The following is a 22,673-nucleotide window of genomic DNA, read 5'->3' as shown; positions in this document are numbered from 1 at the left end:
CAATTTTACAACAGGCTCATAGACACAAAAAAGCCGATACACTATCGTATCGGCCTTCTCATTAGTTTATCTCCATCGAAGCGACGGCTAAGCGAATAACATGCGCCACCACATGCCTGGCAAGCTAGTAAAGCCTGTGGTGTAATGTTTCAACTCACCGTCTTTAAACACCATCAAGGTGGGGGTGAGTTGAACTGACCAGTCACGGGCAATGTCATTATTGCTATCGTTGATGGTTTCAAACTCATAACCTTTATGGGCAAGGTACTTTGTCATCTTATCATCGGGGCCAGAATTCATTGCCACTGTGACCACAGGGTACATGCTTGCCATGGTATCCACCGCCGGACTGACGAAGTTACACACTGGGCACCAACTCCCCCAAAAGTAGACTAATACCGCCTGATCTTGGCTAAGCTTGTCGATATCAATATCGGTTCCTGATAATGTAACGCCTTTGAGATCCGGCAAGTTATCCCTAGGAATATCTTTACCGCGCCAGATATCCATGGCACCAGTCACGACAATGGCAAACAACATAAACAAGGCTATTTGCTTAAGCCAGCCAAGAGCCCGTTTTAAGGGAGTAATAGCCGCTTTACCTTGTTGAGTCAGCTTTTCCTTATCCTCATTACCCATCAGCCTTTCGCCTCAATCATCTCTTCAAGTTGTTCTTTTAGTACATCATATGACACTAAACCTGCAATAATTTTGTCACCAAAAATCATACTTGGTGTGCCACCAATGCCTAAATTCCTCATCAATTGGATATTGTTATGCACCATTTCATCAACCCCTGTATCAGCCTTACCTAGCCACTGCTCTGTACCAGTCAACTTAGCCACTTTAGTAATCGACTCAGCGTCTAATCGACGCGGACTCGACATCAACATATCTTTCAATTTAATGAATTTCTCAGGCTCATTGAGCCAGACCATTTGTGCTAGTTCAACGGCCATCTTAGATCCCGCCCCTTGCAGTGGTACCATCTTGACGATGATTTTAAGCTGAGGGAACTCCTCAATAAGCTGATTGAGAGACGGCTCTATCTTCTTGCAATATGGACAATTAAAGTCAGTGAAGTACACCATAGTAATCTCAGGCTTTTCAGCCCCTTTCCACGGGTCACTCTTAGTGTCATACATGGCAGTATGGTTAACTTCTAAGGCGTTTTGTTTTGCAGAATTTGCACCTTGCTGCTCACGGGTTTGCAGAGCAATAATGGCTTCTTTAAGTAAATCAGGATCATTAATCAAGGCATCTTTAATGATGGTGCGAACATCCTGTTGTTGCTCAGCATTCAAACTCGTCACCCCAGCCTGTGCCGATGAGATAAAAGGTAACTGAGATGAGATTAATAATACCGATGCCGTTATTCCTGAAACAGCAAACATCTGCAGTTTACGGGATTGAAAAACACGATTTACCCAAGAGATGGTTTTGCACGACGGCTTCGTCTTTGATTCCGTTTTGGTATTTGAAAATAACGTCATAATAACTCCAAATTTGTGGCTGTGATTAAGCTCAATAGTTAATCACAGCCTTGTTCTTTTTTGCCTGCTCAATGCTTATTTACACTCTAATAAGCACTGACCTACAGCAGACATGTTGAATATCGATTAGAACCCATTGTTCAGCTATCTCGCTGACGCACGCTCAATGGCTGCTAGCACATCTTTTGTCGATAAGATCACTGGCAGCTCGATACCGTGTGGCGCATTGGGACCGTAAACCACGTTAAATGGCACCCCAAAACGGTTATGGCTCTGTAAGTAATTAGTAATATGCTCAGATGGAGTGGTCCAATCTCCAATCATTAACAACATATTGTCCTGCTTCAGCGCGCTATAAACAGGGTCCTGCAATATCACCCCAACCTTGTTAGCCTTACAGGTAATGCACCAATCTGCCGTCACATCGACAAACACGGTTTTCCCCTGTGTCACTTGCTCCGCAATTAAGGTTTCACTCAATGGCGTCCACTGAAGATCTGTGGGTAGCGCTTTCGCCCACTGTTCAGAGGTCATAAACGCACTCACAGCAGCCAACATCAACGTGATGCTGAAGGTGGCAACGACAGCAGCAACACCCACTGTTTTGGCCATAAAAATAAAGAAGGTAATCAACAGAACAGCTGCAGCCCCAAAGAGATAACTCACCGCGATAAAGCTACTCAACAAGCTAATGAGCCACAGACTGGTGATCAACAGCAGGACTGAGAAGACAACTTTGATCACGCTCATCCAGCGTCCAGGTTTAGGGAAATAGCTTGCCACCTGAGGGAATGCAGCCACCACTAACCAAGGCAGTGCCATGCCAACTGCCAATGCGGTAAATATCACCAACAAACTCAAGGTATCTGCACCAAGTGCAAATGCCACTGCAGTGCCTAAAAATGGCGCACTGCAAGGGGTGGCGAGTAAGGTCGCAAACATCCCCTGCAAGAAGTGACCACGATTATTATTGCCTCCAGTAGTCGCCAACTTAGTCTGAAAACTTGACGGTAGATTAATCTCAAATGCCCCAAGCATATTCAGTGCAAATACCGAGGTCACTAACGCCATAAATCCAATAAACCAAGGGTTTTGGAACTGCACGCCCCAACCGATGGCCTGCCCCGTCAACTTTAACACTAAGATAAAGCCTGCAAGCAACCAGAAAGAGACTAAGATGCCCAGTGCTGAGGCTAGAAATTGCTGACGGATCTGATTTTTCTGCAGATCAGGCGCCGCTACCACTGAACTCAATTTCATCCCTAACACAGGTAATACACAGGGCATCACGTTCAGAATGAGACCACCAAGTAACGCAAACAACAAAATAGTCAGCAGTGAACTGCCTGACTCAATAATCTGAGTCGCATTTACGGGTGATAAGTACTCTATGGCATGATTGTTATCGACCACAGTAATGTTTAAGCTTTTATCCAGTAACTCAGGTTCTCCCAACCAGCTTTCACCGTCAAAAATAGCCACCAGCTGCTGTGTACCATCCTTCTTCTCAACCTTATTCGTGCCGACTAATTTAAAGAGGGTATCTGGCTCACCATCGATAATAATTTCCGGCCTTTGCCATTGCTTGGCATCCAAAATCACTTCAAGTTGCGACTTTGCACTATCCCAACCGAGTTTTATTGCACTAGCAGAATCCTCAGCGGTTACCTTCTGTGGCACTTTCGATGCAGCCTTGTTATAGGCAAACATCGCATCACTATCCGCTCTGAGATCACTTGGATTAAAATCTAAGTTAATCTCATAGTCGGTAAGCACACAGATGGTGGTACAAGAGGACAAGGTGAACTTGCCATGTAACTGTGTATTCGCTGACATATCGTCTAAGGTCAGCAGTAAGGGAAACACCACCTCACCTTGATAACCAAAGGTTTGCATGCCTAATAGTGAAAACTTATCTGGTGTAGGCCAAGACCATTCAACATGATTTAAGTTAGTCGAGTCATCCCACTTAATACTCGGTGCAATACCGCCCTCACCAGGGCTGCGCCAGTAAGTTTTCCAATCACCATCAAGCTTCACTTCCAACACTGCAGGCAAGGTTTTCGAGACAAGATCCAGCTCTCCTGTCAGCATAAGCCTAGTCTTTACCGGCGGGTGATTATCATTGGTCAGCCACCCAGTGGAGGCTGCAACAGCTATCTGACTGGCACTTAAAGAGATTAAGACACACAAAGCCAAGAATATAGATTTTATAGACTTCAATTGACTCTCCTGTTTAGCATTAATGACTGATAGTTAGATGTAAATACCTTATTCAATTTCATTTTCAATCTCATATTCAACTTATGACTTAACCAATTATTCGACCTAATAATCATCATCATTTTCACCTTGAAAATCGCTCCATTATACGTTCCTTTGATGCCTGAATAAGAGCGTAATATCCAGGAACGAAGAGGGAGCCAATAAGCAATACACTCAATAAACCTCCCACCAATGTAAACCCAATATTCTGTAATCCCACCGCCCCAGCACCGGATGCAAAAAGCAGCGGAGCAATCCCTAAGATGAACGACCATGAGGTCATATTCACCGCCCTAAATCGCAATGCACCACCGAGTCTCGCAGCCTCTGCAATTGATAAGCCCGCCTCACGTTTTAATTTGGCAAACTCAACAATCAGAATGGCATTTTTCGCCGCCATCGCAATAAGCAAAACCAGACCTATCTGGGCATATAAGCTGAGGGAGAATCCCCCCAGTTTGAGTGCTAACATGCCGCCTAATATTGCAGTCGGCACCACCAAGATAATCGCGAAAGGAAGGCTCCAGCTTTCATACTGAGCCACTAGCAATAGGTAAATAAATATCAGTGCTAAGCCAAACGCATAGATGGCCATGTTGCCCGCTAATTTTTCTTGATAAGACAAACCACTCCACTCATAGGTATATCCTTGGGGTAGCACATCTGCTGCGACTCGCTCCATCGCCGCCATGGCATCACCAGTAGAAAATCCAGCTGCGGCTTGGCCTTGAATGATCGTCGCGCCGTACTTGTTATATCGCCATATAATATCAGGGGCTAATGTCGGCTCAATAGACACCAACGTACTCAAGGGAACCATCTCGCCGCTTAGGCTTCTGACTTGGTATCTGCCAATATCATTTACAGACTCTCTAAATGCGCCCTCAGCTTGCAAAGTCACCTTAAAAGACTTACCGAACTGAGAGAAATCATTAATATATAATGAACCCAGATTAACTTGTAAGGTTAAGAACACTTCAGACAGTGGCACACCAAGCTGCTTGGCTTTTAACCTATTGATGTTCAAATAATAATGTGGCACATTCGCCCTGAACGCACTAAATACCCCTTGCAGTTCAGGTTCTTGGTTGGCCCTATTGATAATATCTTGCATCACAATACCAAGCTCAGCTTTATCTCGTCCTAAGGTATCTTGCAGTGCAAATTCAAAGCCTGTACCTGAGCCAATTCCCGGAATCGTTGCCGGTCCATAGCTGATGACTTGCGCTTCCGGCAACTCAGCTTTAGCCCACTGTCCTACCCGAGCAATGATATCTTCAACACCATGTAGACCTTCCATCGCGGCACGCTCATCCCAATGGGCCAAGCTGACAAACATGCTTGCAGCATTTGACTGCATTGCCCCTGATAAACCTGAATAACCCGATGATGAAGCAATGTTCAATACTCCAGTTTCAGACTTTAGAAAGGTTTCGACCTTGGTTATCACTTGCTCAGTACGACTTAAACTCGCCCCATCAGGCAGAATTACATTGACGAAAAATATTCCCTTATCTTCTTTAGGAACAAAGCTGGTGGACGTTGATTGAGTTAGATAGGTCAATGCAATCAACGTCCCAACCGACAATACAACTAACACTAAGCTTTTTCGGATCAATACCGCGGTCACTTGGCTGTATTTAGCCGTGACACCGTCAAAGAATCGATTAAAGCGCAGATACCACTGCGGATAGCTTCGTATACCGGGCTTGAGTAACAAAGAACACAAGACTGGACTCAGACTTAACGCAACAACAGCCGACAAGATCAGCGAAAATATCAACGTCATGGCAAATTGCTGATACATGATCCCAGTGACACCAGGCAGTAACGTCACCGGAATAAACACAGCCAACAAGACTAAGGTAGAGGTGATTATAGGCCCGGTAACCTGTTTCATCGCCTGTTCAGTGGCCGCTTTAGCACTCAGTGAGCTATCTAAGGCTAAATTGGCTTCAACATTTTCAATCACCAAAATGGCATTATCCACCACGATACCGATAGCCAAAATCAGTCCAAACAGGGTCACAGTATTGATACCAAACCCTGCCGCTAGCATTAAAGCAAAACTGCCAATTATCGAGATAGGTATCGCAATTAACGGCACTAAGGTGGCCCTAACAGAACCAAGAAACAGGTAGGTGACTAACACCACAAGCATCACGGCAATGACTAATGTCCACAGCATGCCCTTAATCGATTCTTTAACAAACAGTGTGGTATCGACTTGGGTGTTGTAAATCATCCCCTCCGGCATCAAGGCTTGCATCTCTTTTAGCGCCTCTTTTACCCTATCGGCCACTTCAATGGCATTGGCACCTGGCAAGGTGGTGATCTGAATTTGTGCCGATGGCTTACCATCACTTATCCCGGCACCAATATACTCTTGCTGACCGAGCGCCACAGATGCAACATCTTTCAGGTAAACCGTGTTACCCGATTTATCCGCTCGCAGAATGACGCTTTCAAACTCCTCAACGGTCGATAGACGACCTTTAGTGAGTAACGAATACTGCAATTCAAGCGGCTTATCATTAGGCCTTGCGCCGACACTGCCTAATGGGACTTGAATATTTTGTTCAAGCAACGCCTGCTGCACATCTGAAGCAGTAATCTTTAGGTGTGCCATCCTATCTGGGTTTAACCACATTCGCATACTGACAAAGCGATTACCGTACAGTACTGATTCAGAAATTCCCTTAATACGCGTCAATTTATCCGTGACCTGCAACGCCACAAAACTCGACAAGACCTGCTCACTGATCTGACCTTCTGTTGAGGTGAAATCAATCATGATAAGGATATCAGGTGAGTATTTTTTTACACTTAATCCGTTGGCCAACACCTCAGAGGGCAGCATGGGTTCAGCGAGAGCAAGGCGGTTCTGTAGATTGACCTGAGCAATGTTAGGATCTGTGCCCACCTCAAAAGTGACCGATAAACGATAGGTGCCATCGTTACTACTTTTTGAGCTCATATAGATCATATCTTCAACACCATTAATGGCATCTTCAATAGGTCTAGCTATCGTCTCTTCAACAACCGCAGCGCTCGCCCCGCGCATCGATGCTGTCACTTGTACTTGAGGTGGAGTAATAACGGGGAATTGCGATACCGCTAAATTGGGGATCGCAATGATGCCTGCTAAGGTGATAATCAAAGACAAAACGATGGCAAATTTTGGCCTGTCGAGGAAAAACTGACTAATCATGCGCCTGCCACCTTCACTAGTAAATGAGCAGTATCGACTAGCTTGGCGTTAACCCGTGAACCGATTTTCACCTGCTGTAAACCATGAGTTATCACCACCTCATCTACCGTCACGCCAGCATTGACAATAACTTGACTGCCCACTTGTTCGCCGATTTGAATATCTCTGCGCTCAACCATGTCATTGCCATCAACGACAAAAACATAAAAGCCCATTAAGTCTTGAGACAAAGCACGTTGTGGCAGTAATAGAACAGGATCCGGCATGCTCTCGGTAACGGTGAGCTCAACATACTGCCCGGGTAATAACAGCTCCTGTTGATTATCAAATTCGGCGCGAACAGCAACAGTACCAGTGGCTTTATCGACACGATTGCCTAAATAAGTGATCTCACCAATTTCAGAAAATGCTTCACCTGAATTAAAAAACAGCGAGACTGAAGGCAATTCAGCACCACTAGCTTTCATTTTATTTTTGGCTTGATGGAAAACCGTTTCGCTCACCTGAAAACTGACATCGATGGGCGATACTGTCACTAAGTCAGCAAGCGTCTCACTCGTTGGTGAGACAAGTTCCCCAAGTGCCACTTTACTGTTACTGATCCGTCCTGAAAACGGTGCTCTTACCTGGGTATAATCCAGTTCGGTTTTAGCCAACTGGATTTGCGCTTTAGCTGACTTAATCTTAGCTTGAGCTAATTGCTCTTCTGCCTGCAAACGATCGACTTCTGCTGCACTTATTGAGGAGGTCGGCAGTAAAGATAGCCCACGCTTATAATCAAGCCTAGCCACATTTAAATTAGCTTCAGCACTGGCTAGCAGTGATTTGGCTTGGGATAGTTTAGCCTGATAGCGACGATTATCGAGTTGAAACAAAAGTTCGCCTCGGGCAACCATATCTCCCTCTTTAAAATGCTTAGACACTAAGTAACCTGTGGCTTGAGCCTGTAAAGCAACATCTTCTTTTGCTGCGACTCTACCTTTAATTTGAAAGTAATGATGATGCGCATGTTCTATGACTCTTGCAGCCTTCACAGCCACAGCATCGCCCTCTTTGTTTACGACAGCATAAACCCTGTCTGAAAAAGCCAAACTAATAACAACCAAAGGCGCCAATATAGATGTGCTACCTAACAAAACTTTATTTAATTTCACAACAACCCCAATTCCCGTCAATGACGAGCTAGTCTGCTAAAGCCTCACTAAAAACGAGCACTATTAGCAGTTAATTTCTACAGCATGAAAAACCACGTTGCGGGTGCAACGCATGCAGAGAACAATCACTTCAAGCTACAAGGTTATATTCAGAGTATCCTGCACAGACTTCTGCCATATAACATTCAACACTGATGGCCAATTGATAAGCCTAAATATCAGATGCTGTCATGCCTTGAGATGAATAAAGTTGACTTAATTAACGCGAAACAACGTAATTTAAGTCACTATTCTCTTAGTAGAATTGAAGTGTTTTTATTCTTGAAAACGACAAAGTGAGAGATGTATTCGCCTAGGTTTAGCGTGATAGCTAGGCGAAGGGGACCGTGTAACAACACGGTAAGCGAGGGGAAGTAGAGGCAATAAAAAGAGCAACACTAAAAACGGTAAGCTGCTCGGGGCGTCCATACAAGCACGCATAGATTTTTCTGATAACTCGCAGGTTTTAAACTCGAAAGCCTTAAGCTCTGCACTTTGAGTCAGCTCTTTTGCACCGATGTTTGACGTATCACTTGTATACGCACTGAGTGAGGTACTCATCACTGCCTGCGTACTCTGTTGATTGAGTAGCAAGTTAAGTATTCCGCTATTTTGGGTCAAACAGAATAGCGTCAGTATGGCAAAAACCAATACTGTCCAACGATTCCCTGTTTGATTAGCAAAAAACTTATTGATAAATAATATCCTCTTTAAACTTAGGTATGGCAATGGAGCTCAAACATACATGCTGAATAAGACCGGACAATCTTCAAAATAGTTCAGAGAAAAATTAAATATTTTCTCAAACGATTTCCATTCTCAATAACCGAATAAAAAACAATCTATTGCATCGAACCTAAGCATACTTTAGGTTATCTTTAAAAGACGATTTAACCACCATATTCATTTAAGCAAAACCATAAAGAATAGCGAACTGAACTAAAACTAATAGATATTGTTGCCATTGATAAACCAGTCACGACAAAAGCTCAATCAAGACTCAAATCATTCCAATAACAAACCGAATTCAACGAGGTAGAAGGTATGAGCAACCCGATCATTGCAGACAATAAACCTAAAAAAGTCGAACTCACCAAGGGGGAGGAGTATTACTTCTGTACCTGCGGAAAATCTCAAACTCAGCCATTTTGCGATGGGTCTCATGCTGGCACATCATTTAAACCTAAGGCCTTTACTGCAGAGCAAGATGGTGACGCCTTTCTGTGTGCCTGTAAACACACTGCCAATGCACCCTTTTGTGATGGCAGCCATAAGCAGTTTACAGCGAGTCAAATAGGCAGTGAGAGATCCAGGGTTATCAATGCTGCAAACATCAATGCTTCCCCAGAGGCAAAGGCAACGATAGAGGAGCCCACCGTTGAGTTTATCCATCAGCTAGCACGAGATGGACTGTCTAAACTCGGCCATCACGGCCCGATGACCTCCATGGGTGTTCCTAGACACTTGCTACCTCATTGGGATGATCTGCAGATCATGACCGCTCAGATGGCGACTAAGCCTCTGCTTGAAGATCAGGCTGTTTCAACCGAACTCATCATTGGGCCACAAGCTCGTAAGCCCCTTAAATTAAAAATCCCTCTGTTTGTCTCAGACATGAGTTTCGGTGCTCTTTCAGAAGAGGCTAAAACGGCCCTTGCCATCGGTGCTCAACTTGCTGGAACCGGTATCTGTTCAGGGGAAGGTGGCATGTTACCGGAAGAACAAGCCGCTAACTCCCGCTATTTTTATGAACTTGCCAGCGCTCAGTTTGGCTATAAAGAGGCGTTGATGAACACCATACAAGCTTTCCATTTCAAAGGTGGACAAGGGGCGAAAACTGGCACTGGAGGTCACCTTCCAGGCATCAAAAATCAAGGGAAAATATCTCTAGTTCGTGGCATACCAGAAGGTCAATCTGCAATATCACCCCCTACCTTCACCAATTTAAGATCCAGTGCTGATTTTAAACGTTTCGCCGATCGCGTACGTGAAGTCAGTGGCGGTGTGCCTATCGGTTTTAAACTCAGTGCCAACCATATCGAGCAAGATATTCAATTTGCCTTAGATGCGACAGCCGATTACATCATTCTCGATGGTCGAGGCGGCGGCACAGGTGCAGCCCCAGAGATGTTCCGTGACCATATCAGCGTCCCAACCATTCCTGCATTAGCACGAGCGCGACGCTATTTAGACGAGCAAGGAGCAAGCGGACGAGTGACCTTAATCGTAACTGGTGGACTGCGCGTCCCCATGGATTTTGTCAAAGCGATGGCGCTAGGCGCCGATGGCGTAGCTATCTCCAACAGCGCTATGCAGTCGATTGGCTGTGTTGCAGCTCGTATGTGTAACACCAACAACTGCCCCGCTGGTATTGCCACCCAAAAAGCGGATCTACGTCAACGGCTCAATGTTGAGAAGTCATCCCAACAACTTGCCAATTTCTTCAATGCTTCCATCGAGTTGATGCAAGTGATGGCGCGCGCCTGTGGCCATCATAATTTAAGCGACTTTAACAGAGATGACTTAGCCACCTGGCACAGAGAAATGGCCCATCTTTCTGGAGTTAACTATGCCGGAGTGGGTTTGCCCTAGAAATGTAGTACAGGAGTAATACAAATAAGCACAACAGATTGGAATGTGAATACTTGACCTCCACTTTCGAATGAAGGTGCAGGTCATTTTATTATTTGAAAGCTTGCAGGTTCATCTAAACTTTCGATTATTGGCTCTTGTTCCACCAGCGCTAAATGTTGATGTAACTCACTATTTTACATACGATAATCAAGGTATTGTATTCGCAGTTAATAAACACTGGCTAGCACTGTTAGTTGTCTATCTAGGGAGTGAGCATGGGATACTGGTATTTAGCATTAGCGATAGGTGCTGAAGTCATAGCAACATTAGCACTTAAGGCATCTGATGGTTTTTCTCAAACAACCTCGAGCATCGTTTGTGTTCTGGGTTATGTCACCGCATTTTATTTCTTATCCCTAGTGCTAAAAACGATACCAGTTGGTATCGCATACGCTATTTGGGCTGGCATGGGGATAATATTAGTCGCAGCGATAAGCGCTGTACTATACAAACAATTGCCTGATATTCCAGCGATTATAGGGATGACTTTAATCTTGGCTGGTGTCATCGTCATTAATGTGTTTTCAAAAACAGTAAGTCATTAAGAATAGGACATTAATTAATGTAGCCAACTTTATAGCGGTAAGCTCCTAGATCCGAGTGGCTTACCGCTACTTAGCTTTTTCTTGAACTCAAGACTCGACACTTATCAGCTCTATCTTTAACTCGTCACTTCTTTAGCTTTTAGCCCAACCTTCTTCTAAGTACTTTGCTCGCTTGAACTAGGTTTTGCAGAGCGGGTTCAACTTCATCCCAAGTACGGGTTTTAAGTCCACAATCTGGATTCACCCAAAGCTGGCGTAGCGGAATTTTACAGGCTGCCTTTTCGATTAATGTCACCATCTCATCCACTGACGGTATGTTAGGCGTGTGAATGTCATATACACCGGGACCTATCTCATTGGGATATTCGAAATCTTCGAATGCCGTTAATAACTCCATTCTTGAGCGCGACGTTTCAATGGTGATCACATCCGCATCCATGGCAGCAATGGCGGCTATGGTTTCATTAAACTCGCTATAGCACATATGCGTGTGAACTTGGGTCTCATCGGTAACTCCTGCCGCGCTGAGCCTGAAAGCATCAACAGCCCAGTTTAGGTAATGATCCCAATCAGATCTCTTCAACGGCAGGCCTTCACGAAAAGCAGGCTCATCGATCTGAATTATCCCAATACCCGCATTTTGAAGATCGATCACCTCATCTCGAATCGCTAACCCTATTTGTGTAGCAATCTGCTCACGGCTGATATCTTCACGGGCAAATGACCAATGCAAGATAGTTACTGGGCCTGTTAACATCCCTTTTACCGGCTTATCTGTCAGACTTTGGGCATATGTTGCCCACTCGACGGTCATGGCTTTAGGCCGAGATACATCACCAAAAATGAGTGGCGGTTTTACACAACGTGAACCATAACTCTGTACCCAACCAAACTGGGTAAAGCCCACACCTTGCAATTGCTCACCGAAATATTCAACCATGTCATTACGCTCAGCTTCGCCATGAACCAGCACATCTAAACCTAATTTAAGCTGACGATCGATCGTATCTTTAGTCACTTGTCTTAACTGGTCATTATAAAAATCTGCAGTGATCTCACCTTTACGCCAACGACTACGCAGGCCGCGGATCGCGGGGGTTTGAGGAAATGAACCTATAGTCGTTGTCGGTAACAGAGGTAATTGATACTTTTGCTGCTGAATTAATTGGCGATTAACGAAGGCAGACTCACGCTCATAGTCCCCATCATTTAGCCCGGCAACTCTATCAATAACCTGCTTGTCAGCGGCAGCATCACGGGCATGTCGACGGACAAGATTACAGTCCACAATAGCTTGAGACTCTGCATCCTCAGGTAAACTAAGTAGGAGCTTAAGCTGTGCTAGTTCTGTTAATTTCTGTTTAGCAAACGCTAACTGCTGTTTAAGCGCCGGTGCAAGCTCTGTTTCTACATCAAGATCCACCGGGGTGTGCAGCAGTGAACAAGAGGGAGCAATCCAAACACGTTCAGGAAGCTCATTGACTAAGGGGCGGATACGCTCGGCAATAAAATCAATATCTGCAGCCCAGACGTTACGGCCATTAATCACCCCTAAAGAGAGCACCTGCTCAGCTTGTAGGTTTGCCGCAAATACCGCGAGTTGTTCAGGCGCAGTCACTAAATCTAAATGCAAACCAGCAACGGGCAATGATGAGACTAATGCTTGATGATGTGCAATGGTGCCATAATAGCTCGCAAGTAATATCTTCACTTTTACGCTTTGCAAAACTTCATATGCCGAGCTCATCGCCTCTTGCCATTCACTATCTAGCTCTAATGCTAAGGCCGGCTCATCTAGCTGCACCCACTCAACACCTTGCTCGCTAAACCGATTTAAAATTTGCTCATAAGCGATTAAAAGTTGTGGTAGTAGCGACAATTTATTGAAATTCTCGCCCACTAATTTGGCAAGATATAGATAGGTCACAGGCCCTAATAACACGGGCTTAGCCTGATACCCTAAAGCTTGCGCTTCGCTAACCTCATCAAATATCTGCTCATAGGCTATGGTAAACTCTTGATCTGCTGTCAATTCAGGCACTATGTAGTGGTAATTGGTATTGAAGTATTTAGTCATCTCACCAGCCGGAGCATCTTTACCCGTTGGCGCACGGCCACGTGCAACTCTGAATAAGGTGTCTAAGCCAATCTTTCCCGACTCAGTCTCACTTGCATCCCGATGACGCTCAGGAATTGCATTTAGCGTGGCGCTGAGAGTAAGAACCTGATCATAATAGGCAAAATCTCCGACAGGCAGCAAATTGACACCCGCTTCAGCCTGCCACTTCCAATGGGTGCTACGTAGCGTTCTAGCAACTTGAGTTAACTCCGCTTGAGTTAGCTCACCTCGCCAATATTTCTCTTGGGCAAACTTCAACTCTCGCTGACGACCAATACGAGGAAACCCCAGACTTGCTATCTCGATGTTTTGCATATTGTATACCTTTAATTTATCATAATTAGAATTCTGAATTAACGCGCCAAGGTATCGATTGAATGCTTACGGATCTTAAGTTCAGATATCATCAATCAAACAACTAGGCGTCTGGACGTCTAGAAGTTTATTGTGATAGTCTGTCCTGAGACAAGGGAATTGATTTCAAGCACAACATGAATAGGATTCATGTCACTATGGGTATATTATATTATGATTGAGATTAGACACTTACGAACATTGATTGCTCTAAAGGAGAGTGGAAGCTTGGCCGGTGCGGCTAAAAAACGTTTCGTGACTCAATCCGCCCTATCTCATCAGATCAAAGAGCTGGAAACCAGAATCAACTCTTCTATTTTTATCAGAAAGAGCAAACCTCTCTCTTTTACTCAAGAGGGTGTCAGGTTATTAACCTTGGCTGAAGAAATTTTACCTAAGGTGATGGAAACCGAAAATGACCTTAAACAGGGATTAAATCTGGAAGAGAATCAACTTAGAGTGGGCATTGAGTGCCATAGTTGTTTTCGGTGGCTAATGCCTGTAATGGAACAGTTCAGAACGTCATCGCCACAGGTAAATCTAGATCTTTCCAGTCGTCACCTTTTCGACTCACTCAACGCACTTGAGATGGGGGAACTTGATGTGGTGCTAACTTCAGATCCTGTCCCAGGGCAAGCCATTGCTTACCAACACCTTTTTGATTTTGAAGTTAAACTCGTCATCGCCAATGATCACCCATTAGCCAATCTTAGCTATGTCACCCCACAACAGCTCGAAAACATGACCATCATAAGCTATCCGGTCCACCTAGAACGCTTAGATCTATATCGACATTTTATGGAACCTGCCGGCGTTAAAGCAGGTGAGCAATTAAGTTGTGATCTCACCATGATGCTACTACAACGTATCGCCTGTAAAGATGGCGTCGCCGCACTGCCAACTTGGTCAATCAGCGAATCCTATGGATTAAATTTAACGTCGGTAAAGCTAGGCCCTGAAGGGCTTAAGCGCCCGCTTTTCGGCGCATATCGTAAAGACAGCTCAAGTGCACGAGTGGCACAACAATGGTTAACCTTAGTGGCAAAGGAGGGATTGGCAAAGCAGCATAAGTTGAATTAAATAAGAAGAATAATTAGAAGCCCTAGATAGGGCTAACAAGATGACAAGTCACGAGTAAAAGCTTGTTGCTTGTGACTCGCTGCTTGAATCTATTATACCAATCAGTATAAGAAGTTGATCTACTCAGAGTGTTTTTTGGCAAACTAATTCAAGGCGAATGGATGATAGAATGGTTGTTCCCTTGTGAGTTCATTCAACGCAGAAGTAGACAGCCAAAAACACTCCTTACAGGCGAGTTTTAGCGGTTCTGATTCTGCGTTAACGAGCTTAACCGTAGAATAACTATGCTCTTCACTCGTTGGCTTGCCTCAGGACCGCTAAACTCTCGCTGAGCGATCAAATCTTTATACTGATTGGTATTATAACGGATTAAGCAACTGATTTCTCATCGACAATACACGTCTCAGTACTAAACCTGGGGAGTTAGGATTAATGGTTTGACGCAGGTTATGCGCAATCATAAACTCCTCCTGTAGCTCTTCATCAAGCCCTAGCGAATCAAATGCTTCTATGGTTAAGGTCTGTTTCTGATTATCAATAAGCGACTTGATAATGCTCAAGGGGAACGACTCTTCAGACTCAGCATTCAGATAAGCAAAGGCTGTTAGGGCAATAATCTCACCAAATACACTAAACAAAGCTAAGGTTTGCACTTCATCTGGGTTGATATCAACCCCATGCATTTGATGTAGGCTATCGACAGAATTACTCGCAATACTCTCAGTCAAGGCCCAATACCCCTGTACTAATTTCTTATAGGGTTGAGGCAGTTCGTCGAGACGTTCCTTGAGGTAAAAAGTGAACGCATAGCGGTAGATATTAATTTGACCTAATCGAATCAAAGCATCTTTCAACGAACGGTTTTTAGCACGGTTTGCATCAGCACTCATCGCACAATTACTGCGCCATAACATGTGTGCAGCTAAGGCTGGATCCGAAGATACGATGTCGATAACATTTCGAATATCACCATCTGCAATGATGGCTTTTTTAAGAGGGATCAAAATCCCTCGACGACCAATCACTTGCTCTTCATTGCTGATGATCGCACGTACTTGAGTGAATACTTGATGCTCAAGATCTGTCATGGGAAATATAACCTAATTTATTATTGTTCAAGATGCTAATTCTTATCTTGGAATTTACCCATAAAACGCCTATCTGGGTCAAGTTCATTTCACGTAATTAACGACTAAACCTCTTTTTCTACTCTAATTTTATTGAAATACAACTCTCTGAGTTTAATTTCAATCAGCTAAAGTATATAAACATATAACACCATAATATGAATTTAGACTGACGGCTAGCGAATCCTTAACCGTAATAGTTATACCATTTGCTATTATAACGCACCACTCTCAAGCAAAGTTAAATGAATGGCTTCGGCTAACGTTCGATAACCCGCATTATTCAAATGAACTGTATCAGACTTCATCGCTGGGCTTTTTAATAGATCAGCCAATGTATCTTCAATCAGTACCACATCATAGATTTCAGCTAGCACGGAGTACAAGCTTGCATCTGTCAAAAAAAGACTCTTTTGAGGCACGGCAATTAATACTACAGAAATAGAATGAGCTTGTGCCAGTTCTATCATCTTAGCTAAATTGGTTTTAGTAATATCAGGATCTGTATTATGTAAAAAATCATTGCCGCCTTCGAGTAAAATGAGCAACTGCGGCGATGACTGCTCAATCAAGCCTGTCAATCTTGTTAAACCTTGGGTGGTAGTTTCACCCGATACTCCAGCATTAATGACATTCAATCCCGTCAGTTTTGACAACACAGCAGGATAATCACCGCCGTTATTGGCTCCCTTTCCATAAGTCAGACTGTCACCAAAAGCCAAAATGTCCGCATTAGCTGAAAGCGGCTCAAGCTTCGGACCTGAGCAAGCTTGCAAAGACAAGCAGGCGACACACCATAATCCAAACCATATTTTTGCCATTCTGACTCTTTCCCCGTATTCTCGTAAACTCTAGTTTGAGCAAAGAAAACTGAATTTAACACATAAAAAAGCCAGACTCTAAAGTCTGGCTTTTATCGTACTATTACGACCTTCATCAAGAAGGGGATTCTCATTCGCCTAAAAAGCCGAGTACACGCAACAAAAAATAAGCTTAGAAACGATAACTTGCAGTCAAACGTACCGCGCGACCAGTTCCAGAATAGTACCCACCGTAGTAAACCGCACTGGCATATTGTTCATCAAGCAGGTTATCGACACGAATACTGGCTAGCCAATTATCACGGGTATAATTAACAGCTAGATTTGATAGCCAATAAGCTTCTATCTTTGGATTAACGTTACTAGAATCGCCACCTTCATAACGAGAACCGGTATAAACAACCTCGGCATATACTTGCCAATCTTGACTAAAGTCGACACTGACATAACCACTACCTGTATTTTGGGCTACCCAAGACAGATATTTACCATCATTGACACCTTCGGTATATTTCGCATCAATGTAATTATACTCAAGGCCTAATTGAGCAGATTGAGTCAGTTGCCAGTCCCAATCTAAACTCGCACCATAACGACGTGAAGAATCGGCATTTACGTTAGCGCCAGGCCAGCTACCTTCAACCGGAGGATTGGCATTAGAATCGTAAAAAATTTCATCTTCAAGATCTAAACGATAGGCACTTATGCGTAATGAGTGAGAATTTGGTGTCCAATCCCAACCGGCTTCATAGGAACGACCCGTTTGTGGTTTCAAGCCAATCACATCATAAGGTGTAAATGCCTGCTCATCGACCTTAGCAAAGCGAAAGTTATCATCGGCACGAATATACATTCGATGCGCTCGGCTTGGACGATAATTGAAACCAAGCTCAAAGGCGGTAGCATCGTTATTTAACTCAACGCCAGCGGGGTATTTATCTGCGTCAGTAAGATCGTCTTTAATATCACTATAACGACCACCAACAACATAGCTCAATGTCGAAGTGAGAGGGACATCTGCCTGCAGATACACACTGGCTAAAGTCTGAGTGTTATCTCGGTTGATATAACTAAGCGCATAATCTGCGTCGCCTTTACTAATATCTGCGCCGAAAATGATATTAATGTCACCATTATTTGTTGTAAATTTAGCGATAGCTTTTGGACTAAATTCAAACAAGGAACGGTTAATTTTACCTGCACTTCCATAGCTGACAGAATTAACGTCGGTATCGGAATAATTCATATCCGCCGATATTAGCCATTGTGAATTTAGCTGACTGCGGTAGCCCATTCTGACAGCTGTAGTCATTTCATGTTGCTTATCATCTGGGTATAACTTGCTTGCTTGACGAGGGTTGTTTTCAAATTCCTCTTTTGTGAGTGATCCAGCAAGCTCTCTCTCGTTATCGTAATAACTTGTTTCAACAAAAAAGTTATTTTTACTTGTTTGATATTCTAGTCGACCCAATACAGAGCTGGTTTCATTGGCATTATGCGCACGGTAGTTGTCACTTCGGTTATAACTCGCTGCCCCATAGTAACGCCAAGTGTCATTAATGGCACCAGAGACGTCTCCCCTTCCTTCATAGGTATCGAAACTACCACCAGAAAGTTGAATACTGCCACCGCTCGCATCAGGGGCTTTAGTAATAATGTTAATCACACCACCCACCGCTTGATCGCCATAAAGCACACCCGCACTGCCAGACATGATCTCCACACGTTCGATTTGATTAAGTGGAATGGCATTGATACTAGGCGCAGCAATGTCCATATTATTCAAACGACGTCCATCGATCAAAATCAGCGTGTTATTAGCCGCTTGATCTGAACTAAACCCGCGCAAAGAAAACACAGCGCCTGAATTTGAATCTGAGATCTGAATGCCACTCTGACCGCGTAAAACTTCAGTTAAAGTGACTGCGCCACTCATTTCGATTTGTGCAGCATCAATAATATTCACATTTGCAGCGATGTTCAGTGGGGTATTTTCACTGCGGCCAATCACAGTGATCACTTCATCGATACGGTTTAGTTGTTTTGACTCTTCGACTTCAGTAGCTGAGACCGTGGATGCAAACGGTAAGGTCAGAGCACTGCCGACAAGCACTGCAACTCTTGATAATTTGATTGGATCTTTATTCGACTCTTTACTTAACTTTCTATTTAATAATGTACCCATTTTACCTTTAACTCCTGAAAGGAAAACGGGGCAAAAACGTCACGACTAGTATGAGTTCAGCCCAAGTATATTAGGCGCTCTATCGCATCTCGAGATCTGCCCGCCGAAATCTCAAAATCATCTAATGGGCCGGTCTCCGGACTTAGGCTATACAGAGTATCCATTAAGACTCTCTGTGCAAGTTAGGGGTTATTGCGCTTCTTTCACAGATAAACGCGGCTAACTTTCACCTTTCACCGTTGCGGGGGCAGTGCCAGATTTTCACAGGCTTCCCGATTATCCTTACTCTCCCCTATAAAAATCTGAACTTTAACATTAAGTCTAAGGGGTAAATTCAGGCACCACAAAAGATTGACTCGCCCACCTACTGCTAATACAGAAAAGTGAGCGCGGCATTATAGACGTCTACACAGATAAAAGTCTAACTTTTGATTGACAAGATATTAACCTAAAATCAATCGATATAAGAAAAAGATCGACCAGAACTATTTTTAATAAACAAATTCAAGACTAATGACTCAATCCGTGAGGGCTCATGGTCGCCATGAACTCACGGCAACGTTCAGATCCTAGCGGTGGCGAATCAAGGTTAAGGGCTTCACCACGGATTGATTGATGCAGCAAATACATGTCATTTTCATTCTTATAAAACGCTACTTCCCAATTAGTTGAATTGGTATAAAGCCGAGACAAAGTCATTGGTTACAATTTTTAGCTATGTGTTAAATAAAACACTTGAGTTATAGGATTACACATGTAATCTTATAACTCAGGATTACACTCGTAATCTTAAACTGGTGTAAACGTGTTTAAGGAAGTGACATGAAAGAGATCAGTAACTCTGAACTAGCAGTGCTTAACCTGCTCTGGCGTTCATCCCCTTTGGGCTCGTCTGAAGTTGTTGAGCAATTAGCGATGAGCAACCAATGGCATAAGAAAACGGTCAAAACTTTACTCAATCGTTTAGTTAAAAAAGAGGCGATTGGATTTGAGAAGCAAGGACGTTCTTATCGTTACTATCCACTTATCGACCAAAGTGAATATCAACTAAAAGAGAGTCAATCTTTCATCGAGAGAGTCTTTTCAGGCAAGCTCACGCCCTTGGTCGCAGGTTTTGCCAAAGAGAATAAGTTGAGTTCAGATGACATTGCCGAGCTAAAGCAACTTATCGATAACTGGGAAGAGGAGAAGCGCTAATGCTTAACTGGTTAATGGAACAAACCATACTCATCAGCTTAATAGCTGTCATCTTACTTATCAGCCACAAACAGATTTTAAAACATCTTGGCGCACACCACACCTACGCACTCTGGCTCGTGGTGCCCATGTTACTAATAAGCTCCGCTATCATCCACTTAGTGCCAAACCTTCTGTCAAACTCGCGCATAATACAACTTGAGCATTATCGGGTACTGGCAGACAAAACCTTAGCAGATAGTGAGCTATTTTTATCTGCATCTACTCTACTGGCAATCTGGTCTATTGGGCTCATTGTGATGCTGCTTGTTATTGGCTTACAGGCAATAAAATTGAAACACTTAATCGCCCATAGTTCTCCGTTTGTGATGCCAGAAGCCCGACTCCCCATCATTCAGCATCGCGAGATCCATTCACCTATGTTAGTGGGTCTGCGTCGTCCTAACATTATCGTGCCCCTTGGCTTTGAACTACTCACAGTCAACCAACAAGCTGCGGTTATTGAACATGAGCAGTATCACCATCATAGAGGGGATATTGCACTTAACATTATCGCTTACCGCCGTTTTCGCGACGATCAGGAACTGGCTTGCGATGCTCAAATCACCGCATCGATGAGTACCAATGAAAAGATTGCCTACAGTCGTGCACTGCTGACCTACTCACAGCAAGCCCATATCGGCATGCTTCACACCCACTACGGAAACAAACACATACTAAAAGAGAGGATTTTACAGATGAAAAAGCAACATGGAAAAAGTACACTCGCAATTGTTGGCCTTACACTCGGTTTGGGCTTTGCCAGTTTAATGTTGAACCAGCAAGTTCAAGCAGGAGATCATAATGACTCAGCCCATGCTGCAAAAAAACAACCTATTTACCCGTTGACACGTGTCGAGCCTAAATACCCAAAAGCTGCGGTTAACGCCAATCAAAATGGTTTTGTGCAACTTGAATTTGATATCAAAAAGTCTGGCGTTGTATCCAATGTGTTAGTGATCAAATCCTCTCCCAAAGGCGTATTCGACAAACAAGCTGTTAAAGCGCTAAAACAGTGGACCTATAAAAAATCCAAGCAAGGTGAAAAAAGTGTACAGGTACAATTAGATTTCATCATTGATGAACCCGCAGCAGATGTTGAACGCATCAAGGTGACAGCGAATAAGAGCGTCTAATATTACAGCCAGACTAGGCTAAAATAGAAAGTTGGAAAGGAGCCGCGCTGCTCTTTTTCTGTATCTGGAGAATCAGTGCTAAATTTGACACCCTAAGCGCTAAGCCAATCATAAATAAAAAAACAAGGAGACCAAGGTCCCCCTTAATCAAATAATTAAGCTTCTACAACCTTAGGGTTTGGACCATATTCGTTCTCACCAAGGCTATCCTGCACATAAAAGATCAACAGTACGATTGCACCTATAAGCGGAATCAAACCAATCAACTGCCACCAACCAGAACGACCAGTATCATGCAACCGACGAGCTGAAATGGCAATAGTCGGGATAAGCAAAACTAAAGCATATATACCTGCAAATATCATGGTACCTAAGGCAACATCAATCACCGCTGCCAGAACATAAAAAATCAGATAAAACAGGGTATACATCCAAAATTCTTTACGACGAGCACGGCCGGTAAAATCTGCATACTTTTTTAAACCACCAATAAAATATTCCATATTATTCCTTGTTATTTACACCCTATGTTAATCATTGTTTTGAAGCTATGACCCAATTGTTATCAGGACTCTAGAGGAGCTATCACTCCCTTAAAGTAAATACTTACATCACACAATGCTAAAGTACAAGCGCCGATACTACATCATTTAAATTGTTTACACTTAATCAGCGACGTTTTCACTGGTATTCGCATCTCTGTAAACCTGTAATTCTTGATTAAATTCGAAAGAGAGTTGTTGCATTTTTTGTAGCATAGGCTGAGCTAAACTTTGAGTCACCATCATAGATTCCTGCATCACCACTGGCATTTTTGCTACCATAGTTCGGCCAGATTCACTTCGATAAAACGCCAGCATATCGGTTATCTCTTTATCTGAGTAGTGCTTGACGTAAATATCTATCATAGGTTTTTTTAATGTTTCCCACCCCATCTCTTGACGCATGATCTCCGTGCTTCTAGCTAAGAAAGCCGCAAACATCTCACGCTCCTGTTTAGACTCTTTCACCTTTAGTTGGGACTTCATGTTTTTCATCATCAACTCAACCTGATCATACATGGTGTCCATCATGGACTCTGTTTTCATTTCAATAAGCAACCGCTCAACATCTGCACGACGAGAATGTTCATCGGCAAACAGGTTAAAACTAACGAGGAAACCACTAACGAGTAGCAGTGATTGCAGATGATTCTGTTTCATATAGCCTCCTTGCAATTGTAAATTATTGATGACTTAGCCTCACATAAAACTATCCGTAAGTTATTAACCTTG

General features: G+C 43.5%; 17 protein-coding genes and 1 riboswitch. Of the genes, 5 read left to right on the top strand and 12 right to left on the bottom strand.

The features are described 5' to 3' along the window. Positions 1-87 precede the first annotated feature (87 nt). From HWQ47_RS05840 to HWQ47_RS05815, 6 genes are all read right to left on the bottom strand, one after another. Positions 88-639, bottom strand: a complete 552-nt coding sequence (locus tag HWQ47_RS05840; protein WP_269970237.1) for a protein disulfide oxidoreductase — start codon at positions 637-639, stop codon at positions 88-90. Next, positions 639-1,493: a DsbA family protein gene (locus HWQ47_RS05835; RefSeq protein WP_269970236.1), complete on the bottom strand. Its 855-nt coding sequence runs from the start codon at positions 1,491-1,493 to the stop codon at positions 639-641. Before HWQ47_RS05835 ends, HWQ47_RS05840 begins: the two co-directional genes overlap by 1 nt. Positions 1,494-1,637: 144 nt before the next feature. Next, positions 1,638-3,707, bottom strand: coding sequence for a protein-disulfide reductase DsbD family protein (locus HWQ47_RS05830; RefSeq protein WP_269971678.1), 2,070 nt, complete (start codon positions 3,705-3,707; stop codon positions 1,638-1,640). Between the two features lie 133 nt (positions 3,708-3,840). Further along, entirely contained in the window at positions 3,841-6,969 is a 3,129-nt protein-coding gene (locus HWQ47_RS05825) for an efflux RND transporter permease subunit (RefSeq protein WP_269970235.1), read from the bottom strand. After that, on the bottom strand, positions 6,966-8,123 hold the full coding sequence (locus HWQ47_RS05820; RefSeq protein WP_269970234.1) for an efflux RND transporter periplasmic adaptor subunit: 1,158 nt from the start codon (positions 8,121-8,123) through the stop codon (positions 6,966-6,968). Before HWQ47_RS05820 ends, HWQ47_RS05825 begins: the two co-directional genes overlap by 4 nt. Before the next feature lie 315 nt (positions 8,124-8,438). After that, on the bottom strand, positions 8,439-8,891 hold the full coding sequence (locus HWQ47_RS05815; RefSeq protein ID WP_269970233.1) for a hypothetical protein: 453 nt from the start codon (positions 8,889-8,891) through the stop codon (positions 8,439-8,441). A 315-nt stretch (positions 8,892-9,206) separates the two neighbouring features. Here HWQ47_RS05815 and HWQ47_RS05810 point away from each other — a divergent pair, with 315 nt between their 5' ends. Beyond that, positions 9,207-10,754 (top strand): glutamate synthase-related protein, encoded by a 1,548-nt coding sequence (locus HWQ47_RS05810; RefSeq protein ID WP_269970232.1) that lies wholly within the window; start codon positions 9,207-9,209, stop codon positions 10,752-10,754. Between the two features lie 257 nt (positions 10,755-11,011). Further along, positions 11,012-11,341 (top strand): DMT family transporter, encoded by a 330-nt coding sequence (locus HWQ47_RS05805; protein ID WP_269970231.1) that lies wholly within the window; start codon positions 11,012-11,014, stop codon positions 11,339-11,341. 139 nt (positions 11,342-11,480) lie between these two features. Here the strand turns inward: HWQ47_RS05805 and metE are convergent, their stop codons facing one another. Next, complete coding sequence (gene metE, locus HWQ47_RS05800; protein ID WP_269971677.1) at positions 11,481-13,766, bottom strand: 5-methyltetrahydropteroyltriglutamate--homocysteine S-methyltransferase; 2,286 nt, start codon at positions 13,764-13,766, stop codon at positions 11,481-11,483. A 222-nt stretch (positions 13,767-13,988) separates the two neighbouring features. Here metE and HWQ47_RS05795 point away from each other — a divergent pair, with 222 nt between their 5' ends. After that, positions 13,989-14,894: a LysR family transcriptional regulator gene (locus tag HWQ47_RS05795; protein WP_269970230.1), complete on the top strand. Its 906-nt coding sequence runs from the start codon at positions 13,989-13,991 to the stop codon at positions 14,892-14,894. A gap of 359 nt (positions 14,895-15,253) precedes the next feature. Here HWQ47_RS05795 and HWQ47_RS05790 read toward each other — a convergent pair whose 3' ends face one another. The 3 genes from HWQ47_RS05790 to HWQ47_RS05780 form a co-directional block, all read right to left on the bottom strand. Beyond that, positions 15,254-15,982: an HDOD domain-containing protein gene (locus tag HWQ47_RS05790; protein WP_269970229.1), complete on the bottom strand. Its 729-nt coding sequence runs from the start codon at positions 15,980-15,982 to the stop codon at positions 15,254-15,256. 254 nt (positions 15,983-16,236) lie between these two features. Then, positions 16,237-16,842, bottom strand: coding sequence for a GDSL-type esterase/lipase family protein (locus HWQ47_RS05785; protein ID WP_269970228.1), 606 nt, complete (start codon positions 16,840-16,842; stop codon positions 16,237-16,239). Between the two features lie 172 nt (positions 16,843-17,014). Further along, a complete protein-coding gene (locus tag HWQ47_RS05780) occupies positions 17,015-19,027 on the bottom strand; it encodes a TonB-dependent receptor (protein ID WP_269970227.1) in 2,013 nt (670 codons plus the stop codon). Positions 19,028-19,137: 110 nt separating this feature from the next. Continuing rightward, a riboswitch (cobalamin riboswitch) is annotated at positions 19,138-19,348 on the bottom strand. A gap of 501 nt (positions 19,349-19,849) precedes the next feature. Between HWQ47_RS05780 and HWQ47_RS05775 the strand changes: the two genes are divergently transcribed. After that, positions 19,850-20,224 (top strand): BlaI/MecI/CopY family transcriptional regulator, encoded by a 375-nt coding sequence (locus HWQ47_RS05775; protein ID WP_269970226.1) that lies wholly within the window; start codon positions 19,850-19,852, stop codon positions 20,222-20,224. Further along, positions 20,224-21,399 carry a M56 family metallopeptidase gene (locus tag HWQ47_RS05770; RefSeq protein WP_269970225.1) on the top strand — a complete coding sequence of 392 codons (1,176 nt, stop codon included), beginning with the start codon at positions 20,224-20,226 and terminating at the stop codon, positions 21,397-21,399. Before HWQ47_RS05775 ends, HWQ47_RS05770 begins: the two co-directional genes overlap by 1 nt. Before the next feature lie 155 nt (positions 21,400-21,554). On the opposite strand, the gene HWQ47_RS05765 is transcribed toward HWQ47_RS05770, so the two are convergent. Beyond that, positions 21,555-21,902, bottom strand: coding sequence for a DUF805 domain-containing protein (locus HWQ47_RS05765; RefSeq protein ID WP_269970224.1), 348 nt, complete (start codon positions 21,900-21,902; stop codon positions 21,555-21,557). A gap of 162 nt (positions 21,903-22,064) precedes the next feature. Beyond that, complete coding sequence (locus HWQ47_RS05760) at positions 22,065-22,601, bottom strand: DUF2059 domain-containing protein (RefSeq protein WP_269970223.1); 537 nt, start codon at positions 22,599-22,601, stop codon at positions 22,065-22,067. Positions 22,602-22,673 lie beyond the last annotated feature (72 nt).

This window comes from Shewanella sp. MTB7, assembly GCF_027571385.1.
Classification (GTDB): domain Bacteria; phylum Pseudomonadota; class Gammaproteobacteria; order Enterobacterales; family Shewanellaceae; genus Shewanella.
The sequence above is the reverse complement of the archived record's forward strand: the minus strand, read 5'-3'. Positions and strand labels throughout refer to the sequence as shown.